At 67.6% G+C, this 23,596-nt stretch carries 20 protein-coding genes; 18 read left to right on the top strand and 2 right to left on the bottom strand.

Going from position 1 to position 23,596, the window contains the following annotated elements; all coding sequences use genetic code 11:
* The first annotated feature begins 154 nt into the window (after nt 1-154).
* Together G539_RS0122505 and pncA are read left to right on the top strand one after the other, a co-directional pair.
* A complete protein-coding gene (locus G539_RS0122505) occupies nt 155-802 on the top strand; it encodes an alpha-ketoglutarate-dependent dioxygenase AlkB (RefSeq protein WP_425402375.1) in 648 nt (215 codons plus the stop codon).
* A 94-nt stretch (nt 803-896) separates the two neighbouring features.
* Nucleotides 897-1,526, top strand: a complete 630-nt coding sequence (gene pncA / locus G539_RS0122500) for a bifunctional nicotinamidase/pyrazinamidase (RefSeq protein ID WP_029077209.1) — start codon at nt 897-899, stop codon at nt 1,524-1,526.
* Between the two features lie 9 nt (nt 1,527-1,535).
* Here the strand turns inward: pncA and G539_RS26445 are convergent, their stop codons facing one another.
* Nucleotides 1,536-2,435: a glycosyltransferase family 17 protein gene (locus tag G539_RS26445; RefSeq protein WP_051231934.1), complete on the bottom strand. Its 900-nt coding sequence runs from the start codon at nt 2,433-2,435 to the stop codon at nt 1,536-1,538.
* 35 nt (nt 2,436-2,470) lie between these two features.
* On the bottom strand, nt 2,471-4,753 hold the full coding sequence (locus G539_RS27450; protein WP_029077208.1) for an NADP-dependent malic enzyme: 2,283 nt from the start codon (nt 4,751-4,753) through the stop codon (nt 2,471-2,473).
* 155 nt (nt 4,754-4,908) lie between these two features.
* On the opposite strand from G539_RS27450, the gene mutS reads away from it, so the two are divergent.
* The 16 genes from mutS (at nt 4,909) to G539_RS0122410 (ending at nt 23,427) form a co-directional block, all read left to right on the top strand.
* Nucleotides 4,909-7,623 (top strand): DNA mismatch repair protein MutS, encoded by a 2,715-nt coding sequence (gene mutS / locus G539_RS25860; protein ID WP_035832277.1) that lies wholly within the window; start codon nt 4,909-4,911, stop codon nt 7,621-7,623.
* 102 nt (nt 7,624-7,725) lie between these two features.
* The gene (locus G539_RS0122480; protein ID WP_029077207.1) at nt 7,726-10,503 is read left to right on the top strand and encodes a [protein-PII] uridylyltransferase; all 2,778 of its coding nucleotides are present in this window, start codon (nt 7,726-7,728) and stop codon (nt 10,501-10,503) included.
* 135 nt (nt 10,504-10,638) lie between these two features.
* The gene (gene murJ / locus G539_RS0122475) at nt 10,639-12,204 is read left to right on the top strand and encodes a murein biosynthesis integral membrane protein MurJ (protein WP_029077206.1); all 1,566 of its coding nucleotides are present in this window, start codon (nt 10,639-10,641) and stop codon (nt 12,202-12,204) included.
* A gap of 63 nt (nt 12,205-12,267) precedes the next feature.
* Nucleotides 12,268-13,308 (top strand): tryptophan--tRNA ligase, encoded by a 1,041-nt coding sequence (trpS, locus tag G539_RS0122470; protein WP_029077205.1) that lies wholly within the window; start codon nt 12,268-12,270, stop codon nt 13,306-13,308.
* A gap of 74 nt (nt 13,309-13,382) precedes the next feature.
* Complete coding sequence (locus tag G539_RS0122465) at nt 13,383-13,877, top strand: universal stress protein (RefSeq protein ID WP_029077204.1); 495 nt, start codon at nt 13,383-13,385, stop codon at nt 13,875-13,877.
* Between the two features lie 121 nt (nt 13,878-13,998).
* On the top strand, nt 13,999-14,556 hold the full coding sequence (locus G539_RS0122460) for a NifU family protein (protein ID WP_029077203.1): 558 nt from the start codon (nt 13,999-14,001) through the stop codon (nt 14,554-14,556).
* A gap of 19 nt (nt 14,557-14,575) precedes the next feature.
* A complete protein-coding gene (gene tsaB / locus G539_RS0122455; RefSeq protein ID WP_051231932.1) occupies nt 14,576-15,265 on the top strand; it encodes a tRNA (adenosine(37)-N6)-threonylcarbamoyltransferase complex dimerization subunit type 1 TsaB in 690 nt (229 codons plus the stop codon).
* Nucleotides 15,262-15,750, top strand: coding sequence for a GNAT family N-acetyltransferase (locus G539_RS0122450; protein WP_035832274.1), 489 nt, complete (start codon nt 15,262-15,264; stop codon nt 15,748-15,750). The genes tsaB and G539_RS0122450 overlap by 4 nt, the downstream gene beginning before the upstream one ends.
* A 38-nt stretch (nt 15,751-15,788) precedes the next feature.
* Nucleotides 15,789-16,253 (top strand): Fur family transcriptional regulator, encoded by a 465-nt coding sequence (locus G539_RS0122445; protein WP_029077200.1) that lies wholly within the window; start codon nt 15,789-15,791, stop codon nt 16,251-16,253.
* Nucleotides 16,253-17,098: a lyso-ornithine lipid O-acyltransferase gene (gene olsA, locus G539_RS0122440; RefSeq protein ID WP_029077199.1), complete on the top strand. Its 846-nt coding sequence runs from the start codon at nt 16,253-16,255 to the stop codon at nt 17,096-17,098. The genes G539_RS0122445 and olsA overlap by 1 nt, the downstream gene beginning before the upstream one ends.
* 77 nt (nt 17,099-17,175) lie before the next feature.
* On the top strand, nt 17,176-18,582 hold the full coding sequence (miaB, locus tag G539_RS25855; RefSeq protein WP_035832273.1) for a tRNA (N6-isopentenyl adenosine(37)-C2)-methylthiotransferase MiaB: 1,407 nt from the start codon (nt 17,176-17,178) through the stop codon (nt 18,580-18,582).
* A 44-nt stretch (nt 18,583-18,626) separates the two neighbouring features.
* Nucleotides 18,627-19,658 carry a PhoH family protein gene (locus G539_RS25850; RefSeq protein ID WP_156912110.1) on the top strand — a complete coding sequence of 344 codons (1,032 nt, stop codon included), beginning with the start codon at nt 18,627-18,629 and terminating at the stop codon, nt 19,656-19,658.
* Nucleotides 19,655-20,149 (top strand): rRNA maturation RNase YbeY, encoded by a 495-nt coding sequence (gene ybeY / locus G539_RS0122425; RefSeq protein ID WP_029077198.1) that lies wholly within the window; start codon nt 19,655-19,657, stop codon nt 20,147-20,149. Before G539_RS25850 ends, ybeY begins: the two co-directional genes overlap by 4 nt.
* A gap of 38 nt (nt 20,150-20,187) precedes the next feature.
* Entirely contained in the window at nt 20,188-21,165 is a 978-nt protein-coding gene (locus G539_RS0122420) for a hemolysin family protein (RefSeq protein ID WP_245576945.1), read from the top strand.
* Nucleotides 21,166-21,234: 69 nt separating this feature from the next.
* Nucleotides 21,235-22,869, top strand: a complete 1,635-nt coding sequence (gene lnt / locus G539_RS25845) for an apolipoprotein N-acyltransferase (protein WP_051231927.1) — start codon at nt 21,235-21,237, stop codon at nt 22,867-22,869.
* A 144-nt stretch (nt 22,870-23,013) separates the two neighbouring features.
* Nucleotides 23,014-23,427 (top strand): helix-turn-helix domain-containing protein, encoded by a 414-nt coding sequence (locus G539_RS0122410; protein WP_029077196.1) that lies wholly within the window; start codon nt 23,014-23,016, stop codon nt 23,425-23,427.
* Nucleotides 23,428-23,596 lie beyond the last annotated feature (169 nt).

The raw sequence follows: 23,596 nt of genomic DNA, 5'->3' as shown, positions 1-23,596 counted from the left end.
ACGGCCCCCATGAACACTACGATTTGCGTGGTCTCGGCGAAGGGCCGGCCTGCGCAGGTTCTGGGCGTATATAAGAAGATGCCTAAACCGCCGCAAGTCGGCTCTCAGCCTTGATATGGGTCGATGCGAAGAACCGAGGGAGGCAAGCCGCGAAATGCCTGAAACGCCATCGTCGCGCGAGCATGGCGCCATGCCGGAGGGGTTTCGCCTGTTGCCGAGCCGGTTCGACCGCGCCACGCAGGAGGATTTGCGCGATGCGATCCGCGCCGTCGCGGCCGCGGCGCCGCTCTATCGGCCGACCATGCCGCGGACCGGCAAGCCGTTTTCCGTCCGCATGACCAATTGCGGGCCGCTCGGCTGGGTCTCCGACCAGGCCGGCTATCGCTACCAGGCGACCCATCCGGTCACCGGCCGGCCCTGGCCGCCCATCCCCGAAATGCTGCTCGCGCTCTGGGAGGCGCTTTCGGGCTATCCGCATCCGCCGGAGGCCTGCCTCGTCAACTTCTATGAGCCGGATGCGCGCATGGGCCTGCACCAGGACGCGGACGAGGCCGAGTTCGCCGCGCCGGTCTTGTCCGTCTCGCTCGGCGATACCTGCCTGTTCCGGCTCGGCGGCGTCGACCGCCGCGACCCGACGCGCTCGTTCCGGCTGGCGTCGGGCGACGTGCTGCTGCTCGGCGGCGCGGCGCGGCTCGCCTACCACGGCGTCGACCGGATTTATCCGGGCACATCGACGTTGCTGCAACAGGGCGGGCGCATCAATCTGACGTTGCGGCGGGTCACCAGGCCCGGGCCGGTGTGAGCAGATTTCATCCGATTCCAATTTGTCGGTTAACAAGCCGGGTCATTCGGGTTAACAGCCGTCTTGGTCTGCGTTTCCATACCGCGAGGGAGACATCGTGCCGGAATCGAATGCCGTCCTGATCGTAACGGACATCCAGAATGACTTCCTGCCCGGCGGGGCGCTGGCCGTTTCCGACGGCCATGCCATCGTGCCGCTGGTCAACCGCCTGGCGCGCGGCTTCCAGAACGTCGTGATCACGCAGGACTGGCATCCGGCCGGCCACATCTCCTTCGCCTCGACGCATGCCGGCCGCCAGCCTTTCGAGACGATCGGGCTGCGCTACGGCCAGCAGGTGCTGTGGCCGGATCACTGCATCCAGGGTTCGTCCGGCGCGGAACTGGCGCCCGGCCTCGACATCCCGCATGCGCAGCTGATCATCCGCAAGGGCTACCACGCCCATACCGACAGCTATTCCGCCTTCTTCGAGGCCGATCGCAAGACCCCGACCGGGCTCACCGGCTATCTGTTCGAGCGCAACATCGAGCACGTCTTCGTCGTCGGCCTGGCGCTCGATTTCTGCGTCTTCTGGACGGCGCAGGACGCCCGCGCGCATGGCTTCCAGACCACCGTGATCGAGGACGCCTGTCGCGCCATCGACACCAATGGCTCGCTCGCCGAGGCCAACGCCATCATGGACAAGACCGGAATCCAGCGGATCCAGTCGACGGCCCGTCTCGGCTGACAGCTCTGGTCAGCCCCGGGCCAGCACTTGGTATTCCGCCACGGTCTCGGCGGAGGCGATCAGGCCGGCGAAGCGCTCGGGATTGTCGCGGATGAAGGCCGGCATGCGGTCCAGCGGTTCGATGCGCGGCGTCGCGGCGTCTCCATTTGCCACCGCCTGTTCCAGGATGGCGGCGATCTTGCCGATGATCGCCGCCTCGTCCTCCATGTCCGGCCGGACATGCGAATAGGCCATCATTTTCTCGCGCACCGCAGCGGGGCCGTTCATCGAGGTAAAGTGCCACCCCGCGTCGGGGACACGCACCCAAGGCCGTGGCCGGACGCCGAAAACCATCCGTTTCCATTGCCGCAGCACCGCGAGCACCCGCTTTTCCTTCGGTGCCCAGCCCGGCCCGCCCGAACGCAGCGCCTGCAGCTTGCGGATGTCGCCATGCCGCGCCATGCGCGGCTTGTCCCAGGCCGTCGAAGTCAGCAGGTTCAGAAAATAGGTGTGGTAGTCCATCTCGAGCAGGTGGACGGCCTTGGTGCCGTTCGCCCGGACGATCGCCTCGATCGCGTCCGCGCGCGGGATCTCGTCCACGTCGCAGAGGATGACATAGTCGTCCGGCGCAGCGTCTCTGAGGCCGCGCGCCAGCGCGTTGCGCTGGAACCGTTCCTTCTTGAAATAGTCGTGTTCCTTCTTGCGGCCGCCGAGCGGCAGGTCGTCGACGACGACATGCTCGATCTTGGGGAGGAACCGCGCGAAGCGGGCGCGATTCTCCTGGAAGACCAGCGGCTTGGGCTGGCCGCGGAAGGTATAGGGCGACTCGCACAGCACGAAGCGATCGACGACACCATCGAGTTCGTTCAGCCGCACCTCCAGGAGATCGAGCTCGTTGAAGAAGGTGAAGCAGTCGTAGACTTTCGGCATCGCGAGGCCCGGTGTTTGGCGGTTGTCCTGCCTCTTTAGCCGCCCACGTTGAAGGCCGCCAGTGCCGCCATGTTGACGATGTCGCTGTCGCGCGCCCCGAGCGAGAGGATCTGGACCGGCTTGTCGAGGCCGACCAGCAGCGGCCCGATGACGGTAGCACCGCCCAATTCCTGCAGCATCTTGGTCGAGATCGAGGCCGAGTGGAACGCGGGCATGACCAGCACGTTGGCCGGGCCCGACAGGCGGCAGAACGGATAGGCCGCCATCGCCTTCGGGTTCAGCGCCACGTCGGCGGCCATCTCGCCGTCGAACTCGAATCCGACGCGCCGCCGCTCGAGGATCTGCACCGCCTCGCGCACATGGCGGGAGCGCTCGCTCTCTGGCTGGCCGAAGGTCGAATAGGCGAGCATGGCGACGCGCGGCTCATAGCCGAGGCGCTTGGCGACGCCGGCCGCCTCGACCGCGATGTCGGCGAGCTCCTCGCCCGTCGGCATGTCGTGCACCGCCGTATCGGCGACGACCACGGTCCGGCCGCGGATCAGCGCGATCGACACGCCGATGACCCGGTGGCCGGGCCGGGTGTCGATGACCTTGCGGACGTCGTGCAAAACCGTCGAATAATTGCGCGTGACGCCGGAGACCATGGCGTCGGCGTCGCCGAGCGCCACCATGGTGGCGCCGAAATAGTTGCGGTCGGTGTTGATCAGGCGCTGGCTGTCGCGCAGCAGGTAGCCCTGCCGCTGCAGGCGCGCATAGAGGAAGTCGATATAGGCGGGATTGCGCTGCGACAGCCGCGCATTGTGGATCTCCATTCCGTCCCGGATCTCGATGTCGGCATTCGCCGCCGTCTCGCGGATGATGTCCTCGCGGCCGATCAGGATCGCGGTGCCGAGTTCCTGCGCCACGAAGCTGGCGGCGGCGCGGATGACCTGCTCTTCCTCGCCCTCGGCGAACACCACGCGCTTCGGATTGCGGCGCACGCGCTCGTAGATGCGGGCCAGCGTGCTGACGATCGGGTCGCGACGGGCCGAGAGCTGGATCTTGTAGGCGGCCATGTCCTCGATCGGCTTGCCGGCGACGCCCGAATCCATCGCCGCCTGGGCGACGGCGGCCGGAATGTCCGACAGCAGGCGCGGATCGAATGGCACCGGGATGATGTAGTGCGGCCCGAAACGGGGACGGACGCCCTGATAGGCGGCGGCGACCTCGTCCGGAACATCCTTGCGCGCCAGCGCCGCGAGGGCGTTGGCGGCCGCGATCTTCATGTCCTCGTTGATGGTCGTGGCGCGCACGTCGAGGGCGCCACGGAAGATGTAGGGGAAGCCGAGGACGTTGTTGACCTGGTTCGGATAGTCCGACCGGCCCGTCGCCATGATCGCGTCGTCGCGGATCTCGGCCACTTCCTCCGGCGTGATCTCCGGATCGGGATTGGCCATGGCGAAGATGATCGGCTTCGGCGCCATCGAGCGGACCATCTCCGGCGTCAGCGCACCCTGGGCAGAGACGCCGAAGAAGATGTCGGCGCCCTTCATCGCGTCCTCGAGCGTGCGCGCGTCGGTCGGCGAGGCATGCGCCGTCTTCCACTGGTTCATGCCCTCGGTGCGGCCTTGATAGACCACGCCCTTGGTGTCGCAGAGAATGACGTTCTCGGCCGGCATGCCCATCGCCTTGACGAGCTCGATGCAGGCGATGCCGGCGGCGCCGGCGCCGTTGCAGACGAGGCGCGTCGTCTTGATGTCGCGGCCGGTCAGGTGCAGCGCGTTGATCATGCCGGCGGTGGCGATGATCGCCGTGCCGTGCTGGTCGTCATGGAAGACGGGAATGTCCATCAGCTCGCGCAGGCGGCTTTCGATGACGAAGCAGTCCGGCGCCTTGATGTCTTCCAGGTTGATGCCGCCGAAGGAGGGCCCGAGATAGCGGACCGAGTTGACGAAGGCGTCGACGTCCTCGGTGTCGAGCTCGAGATCGATCGAGTCGATGTCGGCGAAGCGCTTGAAGAGGACGGCCTTGCCCTCCATCACCGGCTTCGAGGCGAGGGGACCCAGATTGCCGAGGCCGAGGATGGCGGTTCCGTTCGAGATGACGGCGACGACGTTGCCGCGCGTCGTGTAATCATAGGCCTTGGACGGATCCTCGGCGATCGCCTTCACCGGCACGGCGACGCCGGGCGAATAGGCGAGCGACAGGTCGCGCTGCGTCGCCATCGGCTTGGTCGGCGTGATCTCGAGCTTGCCGGGCCGGCCATGGGCGTGGAAGTCCAGCGCTTCGGCGTCGGTCAGCACAGGGCCGCTCTTGGCGGGACGTTTGGTCTCGGTCATCGTTTCGGGGCTCGGCGTGGGCGTTTCCGGGGGCGGACGGCATTCGCCGTCTCAAGATGTGGGACGGCGACGATATCACCGGTTTCTGTGATCTCAAGCGGATTGGTATTGTCGGCGAGGGTGAAACACCTTCAACGTTTTGCTAGCGTCCGGCCATGCTCGCGCCAGACCCCGCCACCGACACCGCCCTGCCTCGGCCCACGCCGATGATGGAGCAGTTCCTCGAGATCAAATCCGCCAATCCGGACAGCCTTCTGTTCTACCGGATGGGCGATTTCTACGAATTGTTCTTCGCCGACGCCGAAGTGGCGTCGCGCGCGCTCGGCATCACGCTGACCAAGCGGGGCAAGCATCTCGGCGAGGACATCCCGATGTGCGGCGTGCCGGTGCATGCCGCCAACGACTATCTGCAGAAGCTGATCGCGCTCGGCCATCGCGTCGCGGTCTGCGAGCAGACCGAGGACCCGGCCGAGGCGAAGAAGCGCGGTGGCAAGTCCGTCGTTCGCCGCGCCGTCGTCCGTCTCGTCACGCCCGGTACGCTGACCGAGGACACGCTGCTCGACGCCGGCCGCAACAATTATCTCGCCGCCATCGCTCGCCAGCGCGGCGCCGGCGAGGACGGCCAGGACCGGTTCGCCATCGCCTGGATCGACATCTCGACCGGCGATTTCCGCCTCGCCGAAAGTGACGGGCTCCGTCTCTCGGCCGATGTCGCCCGTGTCGACCCGCGCGAATTGCTGGTGCCGGACAGCTTCTTCGCCGATGAGGTTCTCGGAACCTTCGTACGTGAGCTGCCGGTTTCGGTGACGCCGCTGCCGGGCGCCTTCTTCGACGGCGCGACCGCGGCGAGTCGGCTTGCCGCCTATTTCGGCGTCGGCACGCTGGACGGGCTCGGCTCGTTCTCGCGCGTCGAGCTTTCGGCCGCCGCCGCCGCGCTCGCCTATGTCGAGAAGACGCAGATCAGCGAGCGGCCGCCGCTCGCCCGGCCGATCCGCGAGAGCGACGGCGCCGTCATGCTGATCGACGCGGCGACGCGCGCCAATCTCGAACTGGTGCGCACGCTCTCCGGCGAACGGCGCGGCAGCCTGCTCGCCGCCATCGACCGCACGGTGACCGGAGCCGGTTCGCGGCTGCTGGCCGAACGGCTCGCCAGTCCGTCGACCGATCCCGACCTGATCGGGCGCCGGCTCGACGCGCTCGATCACATGCTGCGTCTCGGCCGTCGCCGCATGGTGCTGCGCGAGGCGCTCGGCGCCAGCCCGGATCTCGCCCGCGCCCTGTCGCGCCTGTCGCTCAATCGCGGCGGCCCGCGCGATCTCGCCGGCATCCGCTTCGCGCTCGACGCGGCGGCGCGGCTGGCGACCGTCCTCGGCGAGGATGGCGCGGATCTGCCCGAGGAGATCGCGGCGGCGCGGACTTCGCTCGTCGAGGCGCCGCACGATCTCGCCGCCGAACTCGCGATCGCGCTTGCCGACGAGTTGCCGCTGCTCCGCCGCGACGGCGGCTTCGTCCGGGCCGGCTACGACGCCGACCTCGACACGACGCGGGCGCTGCGCGACGAGAGCCGCCAGGTGATCGCCGGCCTGCAGGCGACCTACGCCGCCGAGACCGACATCAAGGCGCTCAAGATCAAGCACAACAACGTGCTCGGCTATTTCATCGAGGTGCCGCAGCAGCATGGCGAGCGGCTGCTCGGCGCCGAGTTCGCCGGCCGCTACATCCATCGCCAGACCATGGCCGGCGCCATGCGCTTCATCACCACCGAGCTCGCCGACCTCGAGGCGAAGATCGCCTCGGCCGGCGACCGCGCGCTGGCGATCGAGCAGGCGATCTTCGATACCCTGCTCGCCCGTGTCATCGCGGTGGCCGAAACATTGCGGATGGTTGCCGCAGCGCTTGCCGTCATCGACGTCACGGCGGCGCTGGCAACGCTGGCCGAGACCGACAACTACGCCCGCCCGGTCGTCGACAATTCGCTCGCCTTCGACATTCGGGGCGGCCGCCATCCGGTGGTCGAGCAGGCGCTGAAGCGCGACGGCGGGGCCGCCTTCGTCGCCAATGGCTGCGATCTCGGCGCCCGCAAGGACGGCAAGCCGGGCCTGATCTGGCTGATCACCGGCCCCAACATGGCCGGTAAGTCGACCTTCCTGCGCCAGAACGGCCTGATCGCCATCCTGGCGCAGATCGGATCCTACGTGCCGGCCGAGAGCGCCCATCTCGGCATCGTCGACCGGCTGTTCAGCCGCGTCGGCGCCGCCGACGATCTCGCACGCGGCCGCTCGACCTTCATGGTCGAGATGGTCGAGACGGCGGCGATCCTGAACCAGGCGACCGAGCGCTCGCTGGTCATCCTCGACGAGATCGGTCGCGGCACGGCGACCTTCGACGGCCTGTCGATCGCCTGGGCGGCGATCGAGCATCTGCACGAGGTCAATTGTTCGCGCGGCCTGTTCGCCACGCATTATCACGAGCTGACGGCGCTCTCGCAGCGGCTCGACCGGCTCGAGAACGCCACCGTGCGGGTCAAGGAATGGAACGGCGACGTCGTCTTCCTGCACGAGATCGTCGCCGGCGCGGCCGACCGATCCTACGGCATCCAGGTGGCGAAGCTCGCCGGCCTGCCGGCCTCGGTCGTGGCGCGGGCGCGCGACGTGCTCTCGCATCTCGAGGAGACCGACCGGAAATCGCCGGCGGCGACGCTGATCGACGACCTGCCGCTATTTGCCGCGCTGGCCGTCAAACCGCAGCCTGTCGTGGCGGAAGATCCGCTCGGGCCTGCGCTCGACGGCCTCGCGCCGGACGAAATGACCCCGCGCCAGGCGCTGGAGGCGCTCTACGGGCTGAAGGCGATCCGCGCCGGCAGCGCCTGAGGCCTCTGCCGGCCGGGCGGGTCGGCCGCCGCCCTTGGCGTCGCGGCGAAAAGCGGTCTACGGTCGTTCCCTTCCTGCCACGACCAAGGGTTGCTCGCCTCCATGACCCGAACCGACAAAGCGCCTCCCGCCGGTTCTTCGCTCGCCGCGGAACTGCATGCGATGGCGTCCGGTCTCGACAAGGCCGCGTTGCGCGGCGCCGTGCTCGTGCATCTGAAGCAGGTGTTGCGCGATGGCCGGGCGGCGGCGGAGGCGCAACTGGTCGCCGACGGCCATGGCAGCGCCTGCGCGCGGCGGCTGTCGCAATTGCAGGACGACATCATCGGCGCGATCTACGAGGTCGCGCTGCGCCATGTCTATCCGGCCGAGAATCCGACCTCGGCCGAGCGCATGGCACTGGTGGCGGTCGGTGGCTATGGCCGCGGCATGCTGGCGCCGGGCTCCGACATCGACCTGTTGTTCCTGCTTCCCTACAAGCAGACGCCCTGGGGCGAGAGCATCGTCGAATTCGTGCTCTACATGCTCTGGGATCTCGGCCTGAAGGTCGGGCATGCCACCCGCAACGTCGACGAATGCGTCCGCCTCTCGCGCGGCGACATGACCATCCGCACGGCGATCCTGGAGGCTCGCTTCCTCTGGGGCGACGAGAAGCTGTTCTACGAGCTGACCCAGCGCTTCGACGCCGAGGTGGTCAGGGGCACGGGGCCGGAGTTCATCGTCGCCAAGCTCGCCGAGCGCGATGAGCGCCACCGTCGCCAGGGCGCCTCGCGCTACCTGGTCGAGCCCAACGTCAAGGAAGGCAAGGGCGGCCTCAGGGACCTGCACACGCTGTTCTGGATCGCCAAATATTTCTACCACGTCCGATCCGGCGACGCGCTGGTCGAGGCGGGCGTGTTCTCGCGCTCGGAACTGGCGCTGTTTCGCAAGTCGGAGGATTTCCTCTGGTCGGTGCGCTGCCACCTGCATTTCCTGACTGGACGGCCGGAGGAACGGCTCTCCTTCGATGTGCAGCGCGAGATGGCGGTCCGCCTCGGCTACACCTCGCATCCCGGCATGAAGGATGTCGAGCGCTTCATGAAGCACTACTTCCTGGTCGCCAAGGATGTCGGCGACCTGACGATGATCTTCTGCGCCGGCCTGGAGGAGGAGAACGCCAAGCCGACGCCGCTCCTGAACCGCTTCTTCCCGTTCGGCGCGCGCCGCCGCCATCGCAAGATCACCGGCTCCAGCGATTTCGTCGTCGAGCACGACCGCATCAACATGGCCTCGCCCGAGGTGTTCGCGCGCGATCCGGTCAACCTGATCCGCATCTTCCACCTCGCCGACAAGCACAACCTCGCCTTCCATCCCGACGCGATGAAGCAGGTGACGCGGTCGCTGAAGCTGATCGACGCGAAGCTGCGCGAGGATCCCGAGGCGAATCGACTGTTCCTGGAGCTGGTCGCCTCGCGCAACCAGCCGGAGGTCGTGCTGCGTCGGATGAACGAAGCCGGCGTGCTCGGTCGCTTCGTGCCGGATTTCGGCAAGGTCGTCGCGATGATGCAGTTCAACATGTATCACCACTACACCGTCGACGAGCACCTGATCCGCTCGATCGGCGTCTTGTCGGAGATCGACGGCGGCGATCGGGCCAGCGAGCACCCGCTCGCCAACGCCGTCATGCCGACCATCCAGGACCGCACCGCGCTCTATGTCGCGATGTTCCTGCATGATGTCGCCAAGGGCCGGCCGGAGGATCACTCGATCGCCGGCGCCCGCGTGGCGCGCAAGCTCTGCCGGCGCTTCGGCCTCTCCCCCGCCCAGACTGAGACCGTCGCCTGGCTGGTCGAGCATCACTTGCTGATGAGCATGACGGCGCAGTCACGCGATCTCGGCGACCGCAAGACGATCCAGGATTTCGCGGCGATCGTGCAGAGCCTGGAGCGGCTGAAGATGCTGATGGTGCTGACCATCGCCGACATCAAGGCGGTCGGCCCCGGCGTCTGGAACGGCTGGAAGGGGCAGCTGCTGCGCACGCTCTACTACGAGACCGAGCCACTTCTGACCGGCGGCCACAGCCAGGTGTCGCGCGACGAGCGCGTCGCCGCCGCCAAGGCGGAACTGGCCGAGGCGCTCGCGGACTGGCCGGCCGCCGAGCTCGACCGCTATCTCGACCGCCACTATCCGGCCTATTGGCTCCGGGTCGACCTGCCGCGCAAGATCGCCCATGCGACGCTGATGCGCGACGCCGACCGCTCGGGCAGGACGCTGGCGACGGCCGTCTCCACGCGGGCCTTCGAATCGATCACCGAGATCACCGTGCTGGCGCCGGACCATCCGCGCCTCCTGTCGATGATCGCCGGCGCCTGCACCGCCGCCGGCGGCAACATCGTCGACGCGCAGATCTTCACCACCACGGACGGGCTCGCCGTCGACACCATCTTCATCGCGCGCGAGTTCGAGACCGACGCGGAGGAGACGACGCGGGCGCTGAAGGTCGGCGCGCTGATCGAGCAGGCGCTGTCCGGCGCCGTGGCGCTGCCCGAGGCGATCGCCAAGCGGGCGAAGTCGCGCGCCCGCATCAAGGCGTTCACGGTCGAGACCAACATCCTGCTCGACAATTCCTGGTCGAACCAGTTCACGGCGATCGAGGCGTCGGGCCTCGACAGGCCGGGCCTGCTCTACGACCTGACCCGCTCGATCTCCGATCTCAATCTGAACATCGCCTCGGCGCATATCGCCACCTTCGGCGAGCGGGTCGTCGACGTCTTCTATGTGACCGACCTGACCGCCCGGAAGGTGATGAACGCCAACCGCGAGGCGAGCATCCGTCGCCGCCTGCGCCAGGCGTTCGAGGGAACCCAGCCGGCCGAGAAACCGGCCGTGCGCAAGTCGGGCTGAGCGCGGCGGACGTTGCGTCCGCGGCCTGCCTTACCTTCGCCGGCATGGCGTGCGAGGTGGAAATCGGGGCTTCCCTTCGGCTCCGATTTGAAGCAAGCAAGCCGCCCACGCCTCCTTTGAGCAATCCAGGCCGCCATGTCCCTTCTGAAGAACTTCGTCACCGTCGGCGGGTCGACGACGTCGAGCCGCTTGATCGGCTTCGTGCGCGACATGTTCATGGCCGCGGCGCTCGGCACCGGGCCGGTGGCGGACGCCTTCATGGTCGCCTTCCGCTTTCCCAACCTGTTCCGCCGGCTGTTCGCCGAGGGCGCCTTCGCCTCGGCCTTCGTGCCGCTGTTCGCCGGCAAGCTGGAGGTGGATGGCCGCGAGGAAGCGCGCCAGTTCGGTTCCGAGGCGCTGTCGGCGCTGTTCGCCTTCCTGATCGTGCTGACGGTGGTGGCGCTGATCGCCATGGTGCCGCTCATGTACATCATGGCGCCGGGCTTCGTGTCCGATCCGTCGAAATTCGACCTCGCCGTGCTGATGACGCGGATCTCGTTCCCCTATCTGACGCTGATCTCGCTGCTGGCGCTCTACAGCGGCGTGCTGAACGCCGATGGCCGCTTCATGGCGGCGGCGATGGCGCCGGCGCTGCTCAACGTCGTGCTGGTGGCGGCGCTCGCCTACATCCTGTTCTCGAAGCTCGAGAACACGGCCGAGGCCGGCATCCTGCTTTCCTGGGCGACGCTGATCGGCGGCGTGCTGCAGCTCGCCGTGGTCGTCATCGACGCCGGCCGCAACGGACTGCTTCTGAAGCTGCGCTGGCCGCGGCTGACCGCTGGCGTGCGCAAGCTGACGCGGCTCGCCGTGCCGGGCATGATCGCCGGCGGCGTCACCCAGATCAACATCGTCATCGGCACGATGATCGCCTCCTTCGCGCCGGGCGCGATCGCGATCCTGAGCTATGCCGACCGGCTCTACCAGCTGCCGCTCGGCATCGTCGGTGCCACCATCGCCGTCGTCATGCTGCCGGACCTGTCGCGGCAGCTGCGCGGCGGCCGCGAGGATCTCGCCCACCACACCCAGAACCGCAGCCTCGAATTCGCCATGGCGCTGACGCTGCCGGCGGCGATCGCGCTGTTCGTGCTGGCGAAGCCGATCGTCCAGGTGCTGTTCCAGCGCGGCGAGTTCGGACCGGAATCGACGATCGCGACCGCCCACACGCTGATGGCCTATGCGGTCGGCCTGCCCGCCTTCGTGCTGATCAAGGTGTTTTCGCCCGGCTTCTTCGCGCGCGAGGACACCAAGACGCCGATGTGGTTCGCCACCATCGGCGTCGGCGTCAACATCGTCGGCTCGCTCGCCCTGTTCCCGTCGCTGACCTATGTCGGCATCGCCATCGCCACCAGCATTTCGGGCTGGGTGAATGCGCTGCTGCTCGGCGTGGCGCTGCACAAGCGCGGCCATTTCGTGTTCGACGCCAAGGTCCGGCGGAACATGCCGCTGGTGCTGGGCGCGGCGCTGGCCATGGGCGCGGCCGTGTTTCTGGCGGCGTGGTGGGCGGAGCCCTATTTCGCCGACCACCGCATTGTCTTCCGCGCGATCGCGATGGGGACGATCTGCGCGATCGGCCTGATGCTGTTCGCGCTGTTCTGCCAGCTCGTCGGCGTGGTGCAGTTCGGCGCCGTGCTGGGCAAGTTGCGCAATCGCCGCTGCGGCTGAAGCCAGGCCGCTTGCGTGGCGCGCGCCGCCGCGCGATAAGGCGGCGGAAAAACGGGGTTTCCGATGACCGAATTCAAGACGCGTATCTTTTCCGGCGTCCAGCCGACCGGCAATCTGCATCTCGGCAACTATCTCGGCGCGATCGTCAATTTCGTCGCGCTGCAGGAGCAGAACGAGTGCATCTACTGCGTGGTCGATCTGCACGCGATCACCGTCTGGCAGGATCCGGTCGAGCTGACGCGGCAGATCCGTGAGGTCACGGCCGCCTTTGTCGCCGCCGGCATCGACCCGGTCCGGCACATCGTCTTCAACCAGAGCCAGGTTTCGGCCCATGCCGAGCTCGCCTGGATCTTCAACTGTGTCGCGCGCATCGGCTGGATGAACCGCATGACGCAGTTCAAGGACAAGGCCGGCAAGGACAAGGAAAACGCCTCGCTCGGCCTGCTCGCCTATCCGAGCCTGATGGCGGCCGACATCCTCGCCTACCAGGCGACGCATGTGCCGGTCGGCGAGGACCAGAAGCAGCATCTCGAGCTGACCCGCGACATCGCGCAGAAGTTCAACAACGACTATGCCGAGTCGATCGCCGCGCATGGCTTCGGCGACGCCTATTTCCCGATCACCGAGCCCGTGATCACCGGCCCTGCGACCCGCATCATGTCGCTGCGCGACGGTTCGAAGAAGATGTCGAAGTCGGATCCGTCCGATTATTCGCGCATCAACCTGACCGACGACGCCGACGCGATCGCGCAGAAGATCCGCAAGGCCAAGACCGACGCCGAGCCGCTGCCGAGCGAGACCGAGGGTCTGAAGGGCCGGCCCGAGGCCGACAATCTGGTCGGCATCTACGCCGCGCTCTCCGGCCTCTCCAAGGAGGCGGTGCTCGCCCAGTTCGGCGGCCAGCAGTTCTCTGCCTTCAAGCCGGCGCTCGCCGATCTCGCGGTGGACAAGCTCGGCCCGGTCGGCGGCGAAATGCGCCGCCTGATGGCGGATCCCGGCCATATCGACGCGATCCTCGCCGATGGCGCTTCCCGCGCCGACGCGATCGCCAGGCCGATCCTCGACGGCGTCAAGGACGTCGTCGGCTTCGTCCGCCGCAAGTAATGCCCTAGCAGGATGCGCCGGCCGGCGTCGCGCGCCCGCTTGCGGCGCCGCGCGGCCGGTGGCAGCATCGTGGTATGCTGATGAAGCGCAAGAGCACCGAGGCCGGTCACCGCCGCAAGTTTCTCGCGGTGATCGACGATACCCCCGAATGCTCGCGCGCCGTCATCTATGGCGCGCGACGGGCCGAGCGCACCAGCGGCGCCCTCGTCCTGCTCTATGTCATCGAGCCGACCGGCTTCCAGCACTGGATCGGCGTCGAGAACATCATGCGCGCCGAGGCGACGGAGGAGGCCGAGACGACGCTCGGCCGATTCGCCGACCTGGTCCGCCGCCATTCCTCGATCGAGCCGGAACTGGTGATCCGCGAGGGCACGCGCGCCGAGCAGATCACGGCCCTGATCGAGGCGGACGAGGACATCGCCATCCTCGTGCTCGCCGCCGGCACCGATAAGGAAGGGCCGGGGCCGCTGGTCTCCTCGATCGCCGGCAAGCTCTCGGCGACGTTCCCGGTGCCGATCACCATCGTGCCCGGCACGCTCTCCGACGACGACATCGCCGCCATCGCTTGAAACCTGACCGCAAGACTACGATTTTAGCGGCGAGGTCGTGATTCCGCTTGGATGGACCTGCCACACTGGCTAACATGCCTTCCTAGAAAGATTCTAAACAAGATCGCACGGAGCCCGCATCATGTTCATTCAAACCGAAGCGACGCCGAATCCGTCGACCTTGAAGTTCCTGCCGGGCCGTCTGGTACTGCCGGAGAGCACGGCTGATTTCCGTACCGCCTCCGAGGCCGAGCGTTCGCCGCTCGCCGAGCGCCTGTTCGCCGTCAACGGCGTCGCCGGCGTGTTCCTCGGCCATGACTTCATCAGCGTCACCAAGAAGGATGGCGAGTGGCAGCACATGAAGCCCGCCATTCTCGGCGCCATCATGGAGCATTTCATGGCCGGCGTGCCGGTCATGGCGACGCTGAAGCCGCATGTCGGCGACGAGGAGTTCTTCGACGAGGGCGACGCCGAGCTGGTCGAGACGATCAAGGAACTGATCGAGACGCGCGTTCGTCCCGCCGTGGCGCAGGACGGCGGCGACATCACCTTCCAGGGCTATCGCGACGGCGTCGTCTACCTCAACATGCGCGGCTCGTGCCAGGGCTGCCCGTCGTCGACGGCGACGCTGAAGCACGGCATCCAGAACCTGCTGCGTCACTTCGTTCCGGAAGTGCGCGAGGTCGAGGCCATTTCCTGAGCCGGGAACGCTCGACAGCGTGGCCCGCACGCTCTATCCGGGGCGCATGACCCTGCTCGCCATCGATACGGCCCTCGAGAACTGCTCCGTCGGACTTCTGTCCGGCGGTCACGTCCATTTGCGCGTGGAGACCATCGGCAAGGGCCATGCCGAGCGGCTGATGCCGCAGGTCGAGGCGGCGCTGGCGGAGGCTGGCGTCGAGCCTTCGGCGCTGACGCGGATCGTCGTCTCCGTCGGGCCGGGCTCGTTCACCGGCCTGCGCGTCGGGATTTCGGCAGCCCGCGGTCTTGCGCTTGTCAATCGCATCCCGGTCGTCGGCGTCTCGACGCTCGAGAGCCACGCGGCGCTCGCCGCGCGGGAGCGGACGCCCGAGAGCACGCGCCCCATCCTGGCCCTGCTGCCGGCGCGCGGCGACGAGCTCTACGGCCAGCTCTTCTCGGCGGCGCTCGATCCGCTCGACGAGCCGACGCTCGGCTCGATCGGTCAGTTTGCGGCGCTTTCCGACACTTTCGATGTCGATCTCGCCGGCGCCGGTGCGCCGCGCCTCGAGCGGCCGGAGCGGATCGTTCATGACCGCTCCGCGCCTGACATCGCCATTCTTCTGGAGCGGGGTGCCTTGCTGGATCCGGCAAGCCATCCGCCGAAGCCGCTCTACATCAAGCCGCCCGACGCGCAGCCGCAGCGTCACAAGGGAATCCAGCGCCGATGATGGACATGCTGCTGCGCCCCCGGATCATCATCGATCAGGCCGAGCCGGCCGACGCGGAGCTTCTGGCCGAGATCCATGCCGGCGGCTTCCGGCGCGGCTGGAGCGCCGACGAGATCGACGGTCTGCTCGCCGACGCGACCGTTTCCGGCCGCGTGCTCCGGCGCGAGACGATCTTCGGCGCGCGCCGGCCGCAGGGCTTCATCCTGATCCGCACCGTCGCCGACCAGGCCGAGGTGCTGACGATCGCCGTCGCCCCCGCCAGCCGCGGGCGTGGCTATGGTCGCCAGCTGATGGAGGACGCACTGCGCGGCCTCTATCGCGACCTGGTGCCGGAGATCTTCCTCGAGGTCGACGAGGGCAACGCCGCCGCGGTGGCGCTCTATCGCTCGCTCGGCTTTGTCGAAGTTGGCCGCCGAAAAGGTTACTATGGTGATGGCAAGGGGCCGGGGGGGACGGCCTTGGTCCTGCGCCTGCAGCTCCGATGAACCAGGCCATACGCCGCTTTGCGCGAGGGGGGCAGGAGATGAGTGTGACGCCAGAACTGCAGCATCCGACCAGTCTCGAGGACGCCTGCATCGAGAAGGGCATGCGCATGACCGAGCAGCGCCGCATTATCGCGCGCGTGCTCGACGTCGCCACCGATCACCCCGATGTCGAGGAAGTCTATCGGCGCGCCTCCGCCGTCGATCCACGTATCTCGATCTCCACCGTCTATCGCACGGTGAAGCTGTTCGAGGATGCCGGCATGATCGAACGGCACGATTTCCGCGATGGCCGCAGCCGCTACGAGATGGTGTCGGAGGAACACCATGATCATCTCATCGACCTGCGCAGCGGCGATGTCATCGAGTTCCGCAGCGAGGAGATCGAGGCGCTGCAGGAGCTGATCGCGAAGCGACTCGGCTATCGCCTCGTCGATCATCGGCTGGAGCTCTACGCCGTGCCGATCGACGACAAGGCGGCGAAGGGCGGCAAGGAAGGCGGCTGATGCGTCGCCTCCGGCTGGCGGGCATCCTGGTCGGCCTGCTCGTCACGACCCTGGCGCTGCTGCCGGTGCAGCTCTTCGCCATGCGCTTCCGGCCGAAGCTGGCGGCACGCGTCCCGATGTGGTGGCAGCGCGTCGCGGCGCGCCTGCTCGGCCTCAAGGTGCGGATCGAGGGCGCGCCGGCGACGGACCGGCCGCTTCTCCTCGTCTCCAACCACGTCTCCTGGGTCGACATCGTCACCCTCGGCAGCCTGTTGCCGGTCTCCTTCATCGCCAAGAGCGAGGTCGGCGGCTGGCCGGTGGTGAAATGGCTGGCCCGGCTGCAGCGCAGCGTCTTCATCGACCGTACGCGGCGCACGGCGACGGCGAGCGCCAACAGCGCCATCGCGGCCCGGCTCGCGGCGGACGAGGCGCTGGTGCTGTTCGCCGAGGGCACGACGGGGGATGGCGTCGCCGTGCTGCCCTTCCGCAGCGCGCTGGTCGGGGCGGCGCGCGATGCGGGCGGCGCCGACACGCCGATCCTCGTCCAGCCGGTGGCGATCGTCTATCTCGGCTTCCAGGGCCTGCCGATCGGCCGGCTGCGCATGTCGGAGATCGCCTGGCACGGCGACATGGATCTTGCGCCGCATCTGGTCGGGCTGATCGACATCGGCGCGATCGACGCGGTCGTCGCCTTCGGTACGCCGATCGTCTTCGGGCCGGACAGCGACCGCAAGGCGGTGACCGCCCGGGCCGAGGCCGAGGTGAGGGCGCTGGTCCGCTCCGTGCGGGCGCGAGGCCTGCGCAACGTTCCGGTCACGACAGCGTCACCCGACGCCGCTATTCTCAGCGGGGCAGAAAGCGGCTAGGAAGGGCTTGTGTCGGCACTGCTGCCGGCGCGGGCGATCCTGCCAGAGCCGAACCGTGGCGGTAGATAACCGGATCAATGACCGGAACCCAAGAAAAGAAGCGCGTCTTCATCAAGACCTATGGCTGCCAGATGAACGTCTACGATTCCGATCGTATGACCGATGCGCTGGCCAGCGATGGCTACGAAGCCACCGATAGCGCCGAGAACGCCGATCTCGTCCTCCTGAACACCTGCCATATCCGCGAGAAGGCGGCCGAGAAGGTGTATTCCGAGCTCGGGCGCCTGCGCGTGATGAAGGAAGAGGCGGCGCTCAAGGGCCGCAACGTCACGATCGGTGTCGCCGGCTGCGTCGCCCAGGCCGAGGGCCAGGAGATCGCCCGGCGGGCGCCGGTCGTCGATCTCGTCGTCGGGCCGCAATCCTATCAGCACCTGCCGCAGCTGCTGCGCGACGTGGCGCAGGGCAAGCGCGCCGTCGAGACCGAATTCGCCATCGCCGAGAAGTTCGACCGCCTGCCGGCGGCGACGCGCGAGCGCACCCGGGCGCGCGGCGTGACGGCGTTCCTCACCATCCAGGAAGGCTGCGACAAGTTCTGTACCTTCTGCGTCGTGCCCTATACGCGCGGCGCCGAGGTGTCGCGTCCGGTCGACAAGATCGTCGAGGAGGCGGCGCGGCTGGCCGATGCCGGCGTGCGCGAGGTGACGCTGCTCGGCCAGAACGTCAACGCCTGGCACGGCGTCGGCACGGACGGCCGCGAATGGGGCCTGGGCGAGCTGCTGTTCCGCCTCGCCGAGATCCCCGGCCTCGACCGGCTGCGCTACACGACCAGCCATCCGCGCGACATGGACGACAGCCTGATCGCGGCGCATCGCGACCTGCCGGCCCTGATGCCCTATCTGCACCTGCCGGTTCAGTCGGGCTCGGACCGCATCCTCGCGGCCATGAACCGCAAGCACAAGGCGGACGACTATCTCCGCCTCGTCGACCGGATCCGCGCCGCGCGCACCGACATCGCGCTCTCCTCCGACTTCATCGTCGGCTTCCCGGGCGAGACCGACGCCGATTTCGAGGCGACGATGCGTCTGGTCGAGACGGTCGGCTATGCCGCCGCGTACTCGTTCAAGTACAGCCCCCGGCCCGGCACGCCGGCCGCCGGCCATGATGACCACGTCCCGGACGCGGTGATGTCGGAGCGGCTGCAGCGCCTGCAGGCGCTGATCCTCGACCAGCAAACCGCGTTCAACCACTCCAAGGTCGGCGCCACGATGGACATCCTGTTCGAGAAGGCGGGTCGTCGGGCGGGTCAACTCATGGGCCGGTCGCCCTTCCTGCAGGCGGTGCTGGTCGACGCCGATGCCGCCCGGATCGGCTCGATCGGCCGGGTCGCGATCGACCGCCTCGGAACCAATTCGCTTTTCGGCACGCTTGCCGAGCCCGCTTCGACGTCGATACAGGAAAGCAACGCCGTGGAGGTCATTTCGTGAATGCACGCTCCAATACGCCGTCCTCGGGCGGTCGTGGCTCCGACATGGCGCATGCCTCCGATCTCGCCCATGTCGTGATCGCCTTCGATGACAACCGGCTGGCGAGCGAACTGCTGGGGCAGTTCGACCAGAACCTCGCCATCATCGAGCAGAGGCTTGGCGTCGAGGCGGTGGCGCGCGGCAACCAGGTGACCATCCGTGGTCGGCCGGACGCCTGCGCCCAGGCCCGCCTGGCGCTCGACCTGCTCTATGTGCGGCTGCAGCAGGGCCATGAGGTCGGCCCGGCCGATGTCGAGGGGGCGATCCGCATGGCGGTCGCTGACGACGAGCAGCTGTCGTTGCCGAGCCTCGAGCCGAAGGGCCGGCTCGCCATGGCGCAGATCTCGACCCGCCGGCGCACGGTCATGGCCCGCAATCCCGCCCAGGACGCCTATATCCGCGCCATGGACAGGGCCGAGCTCGTCTTCGGCATGGGGCCGGCCGGCACCGGCAAGACCTATCTCGCCGTCGCCTATGCCGCCGCGCTGATCGAGCGCGGCGACGTGTCGCGGCTGATCCTCTCGCGCCCCGCCGTCGAGGCGGGCGAGCGGCTCGGCTTCCTGCCGGGTGACATGAAGGAGAAGGTCGATCCCTATCTGCGGCCGCTCTACGACGCGCTCTACGACATGATGCCGCCGGAGAAGGTCGAGCGTGGCCTGACCTCCGGCATGATCGAGGTGGCGCCGCTCGCCTTCATGCGCGGCCGCACCCTCGCCAATGCCGTCGTCATCCTCGACGAAGCCCAAAACACCACCTCGATGCAGATGAAGATGTTCCTGACCCGCCTGGGCGAAGGCTCGCGCATGATCGTCACCGGCGACCCGACCCAGGTCGACCTGCCGCCCGGCCAGGTTTCCGGCCTGGTCGAGGCGAGCGAATTGCTGCGCGACGTGCCCGGCATCGTCCAGATCCGCTTCTCCGATGTCGATGTCGTCCGCCATCCCTTGGTCGGCCGCATCGTGCGGGCCTATGACAAGGCCCCGCCGCGTCCGCCGGTGACGCCGCCGCGCGTCCCCCGTTCGGGAGCGGGCGCATGAGTGGCGAGACGCTGCCGATTGCCATCGATCTGCTGGTCGAGGCGGGCGATTGGGCCGGGGAGGACGCGCTGGCCGGACTGGTGGCGCGCGCCGTGGAGGCGAGCTTCGCCGTCGGCCGGCTTCCGGCCATGCGGGGCTCGGAGCTCTCGGTCGTCTTCACCGACGACGCGCATGTCCGCCGGCTGAACGCGGACTATCGCGACAAGGACAAGGCCACCAACGTGCTGTCCTTTCCCGGCAGCCCTCCCGATTCCAAGCTGTTCGGGCCCCTGCTCGGCGATATCGTCGTTGCACGTGAAACAGTGGTCGCGGAAGCCGCCGAGCAGGGGCTGGCATTCGACGACCATCTGACCCATCTGCTGGTGCACGGGTTGCTTCACCTGTTCGGGCATGATCATCTTGAGGATGACGAAGCGGAACGCATGGAGGCTCTGGAGACGGAGATCCTGGCCCGCCTCGGGATCGCCGATCCCTACGCGGAAACCGCGTGACAGCGCGGCGGTAGCGAAACCACTGAAAACGACGGATGATGAGTGATACTGAGTCGCCCGGTTCGAGCGCTGAATCGAACCCCGAACCTCCAAGTAGCCAGGCCGCCGCGCCGGATATCAGGGAGGTTGAACGCGCGCCGGAGAGCTGGCTCGACCGGATCCGCCAGGCCGTCGGCCTGAAGCCGGCCGGATCGCTTCGCGACGATATCGAGGATGCGCTGGAGGCCGACGAGGAGGATGATACCTTCTCCGCCGAAGAGCGGCGCATGCTGCGGAACATCCTGAAGCTGCGCGAGGTCCGCGTCGACGACGTGATGATCCCGCGCGCCGACATCCTCGCGCTCGAGGTCGATGAATCGATCGGCGAGGCCGTCGCCGCCTTCCGCGATTCCGGCCATTCGCGCATGCCTGTCTATCGCGAGACGCTCGATGATCCGATCGGCATGGTCCATATCAAGGACCTGATGGACTACATGATGACCGCGGCGACGACGGATGCCGGGCTCGACTTGAGCCGCGTCAACCTCGCCACCACGCTGGCCGAGACGGCGGTCGTCCGCGAGGTGCTGTTCGTGCCGCCTTCGATGCATGCGACGACGCTGCTTTCGACCATGCAGGCGAAGCGCGTCCAGATGGCGGTCGTGATCGACGAATATGGCGGCACCGATGGCCTTGTCTCGCTCGAGGATGTCGTCGAAACCGTGTTCGGCGACATCGAGGACGAGCATGACGACGAGACCCCGATGATCACGCAGGAGGCGGAAGGCACCTTCCTGGCCGATGCCCGCGCGGATCTCGACGATCTCGAAAAGGTGCTCGGCACGCGGCTCGACCTTGGTTCCGAGCATGATGACGTCGACACGCTGGGTGGCCTGGTCTTCACCCTGCTCGGCCGCATTCCGGCGATCGGCGAGCGCATCGACGTGCCGGGGGGGCTCGAGTTCGAGATCCTCGAATCCGATCCGCGTCGGGTCAAGCGGCTGCGGATCCGCCGCCCCGACGCCGCCGCCGCATGACCGCAGCCGCAGCCTTCCGCTTGGTCGAGGACCGCGTCGCCGCGGTGGAAACATGCGCGTCCGGAGGCCATGGCTGCACGTTCTGAAACTGCGGTGGCGTCGGCCGGACTCCGGCGAGGTCTCCTGACCGCCGGCTGGCGGAGGCTGGCGGCCGCGATCGCCTGCGGCGCGCTGTCGGCGCTCGCCCTGCCGCCGCTCGGCTGGTTCCCCGTGCTCTGGCTGACGCTGCCCGCCTTGGTGTGCCTGCTCGACGGCGCCGAGAGTCCGGCCGGCAGTACCTGGCGTGCCCGGTTGCGGCCCGCCTTCGCGGTCGGCTGGGGCTTCGGCTTCGGCTATTTCGTCGGCGGCCTCTGGTGGATCGGCGCCGCCTTTCTCGTCGACGCGGCCGCCTTCGCCTGGCTGATGCCACTCGCCGTGCTGGCGTTGCCGGCGGGCCTCGCCCTGTTCTGGGGCGCGGGCGCGGCGATCGCGCGGCTGTTCTGGCCGCCTGGATGGCGGCGCGTCGTCCTGCTCGCCGTGTTCCTGAGCCTGGCGGAATACCTGCGCGGCCACATTCTGACTGGGTTCCCCTGGAACGCCTTCGGCTACACCATCATGCCGGTGCCGCTGATGATGCAGGCGGTGTCGCTGGTCGGGCTGTGGGGCATGACGCTGCTCGCCTTCCTGGTCTTCGCCGCGCCGGTACTGCTGTTCCGCGCGACCGGCGGCGGCCGCCGCGCCGACCGGCTTGCCTTCGCCGGGCTGGCGGCGCTCTTCCTGGCCGATCTCGGCTTCGGCGCCTGGCGGCTCGCCACCGTCGAGGTCACGATGGTGCCGGGCGTCCAGCTCCGCCTGGTCCAGCCCTTGATCGCGCAGGACGAGAAATGGGCGTCCGGCCGGGACGACGAGATCCTCGGCCGCTATCTGGGCCTGAGCGCGACCGGCATGCAGGAGGGCGCTTCGGCGCCGTTCACGCACCTGATCTGGCCGGAGACGGCGTTTCCGTTCCTGCTCGAGGAGAAGCCGAACGCGCTCGCCACCATCGGCGCGTTGCTGCCCGAGGGAACGACGCTGATCACCGGCGCGGCGCGGGCCGAGGCGGTCGAGGGCGACGACGAGCCGCGAGTCTTCAACAGCCTGCAGGTGATCGACGCCGACGGCGCCGTCCAAACCAGCTACGACAAGGTGCATCTGGTCCCCTTCGGCGAATATCTGCCTTTCGAGGGGTGGCTGAGGCGCATCGGGCTGCGCCAGATGGTGGCGTTGCCGGGGGGGTTCGACGCGGGCGCCGCGCCGGCGACGATCAAAGTCGCGGGAGCTCCGGCATTCGGCCCGCTGATCTGCTATGAAATCATCTTTCCAGGTGCCGCCATCGACGCCGCCAATCGGCCGGGATGGCTGGTCAACGTGACCAATGACGCTTGGTTTGGCGATACGCCGGGGCCCTGGCAGCACTTGCATCAGGCGGTCATCCGGGGTGTCGAGGAAGGTCTGCCTGTCGTGCGGGCCGCCAATTCCGGAATATCGGCGATTGCCGATCCGTTCGGGAACTTGGTCGCGACGCTCGGGGTAGGAACTATTGGGGTTTTGGATGCTCCCCTCCCCAGCGCCCTTTCGCGGACATTCTATTCACGTTATCGTGATCACCTCTATTTCGCCTTGATCATACTGGCATGGGGGCTGGCCTCTACTGGCGGTTTCAGTAGGACTAAACGGTGCAATTGACACCCGGGTGGTGTGGTTGCATTTTCAGGCGGGCGGGGCTTGTAAGTTCGACGGCAAGGCCGTCGAGTATGAGTGCGGAGACGTAGCGTGTCGGTGCTTACCGCCGTGAACTCTCGTCCCGCATGGGTCTAGGAGAATAAGCCCTTGATGGCTAACAAGAAACAGCCCAATCCGGTTGATACGCATGTCGGTGGACGGGTACGCCTTCGTCGCATGATGCAGGGAATGAGCCAGGAGAAGCTGGGAGAGAGCCTCGGCATCACCTTCCAGCAGATCCAGAAGTACGAGAAGGGCACCAACCGCATCGGTGCCAGCCGCCTGCAGCACATTGCGCAGGTGCTTGAGGTCCCTGTCTCGTTCTTCTTCGAGGATGCGCCTGGCTCCTCGAGCGACGACGGCTTCGCGGAATCGCGCCCCGCCGCCTTCGTGACCGATTTCCTCACCAGCACGGAAGGCCTGCAGCTCAACAAGGCGTTCATTCGCATCAAGGATGCGAAGGTTCGTCGGCGTATCGTCGAGCTGGTGCGCGCCGTAGCCGGTGACGAAACGGAAGACTGAGCAGGCAATCGCGCCGAACCGCGCCGGGGAGCAAGATTGTTTCCCGTTGCGCGGCTTCGATGACATAAGGCTGTTTGCGGCTTGACCAGCAAATCTTACCGGCTAAAAAAGCTCATTGCTTCCGCCGGAGCACCCTGCTCCGGCCCAATTTTGTGCGGGGTCCGTTTCG

This window comes from Kaistia adipata DSM 17808, assembly GCF_000423225.1.
Classification (GTDB): domain Bacteria; phylum Pseudomonadota; class Alphaproteobacteria; order Rhizobiales; family Kaistiaceae; genus Kaistia; species Kaistia adipata.
This window is presented reverse-complemented; position numbering and strand designations above follow the sequence as displayed.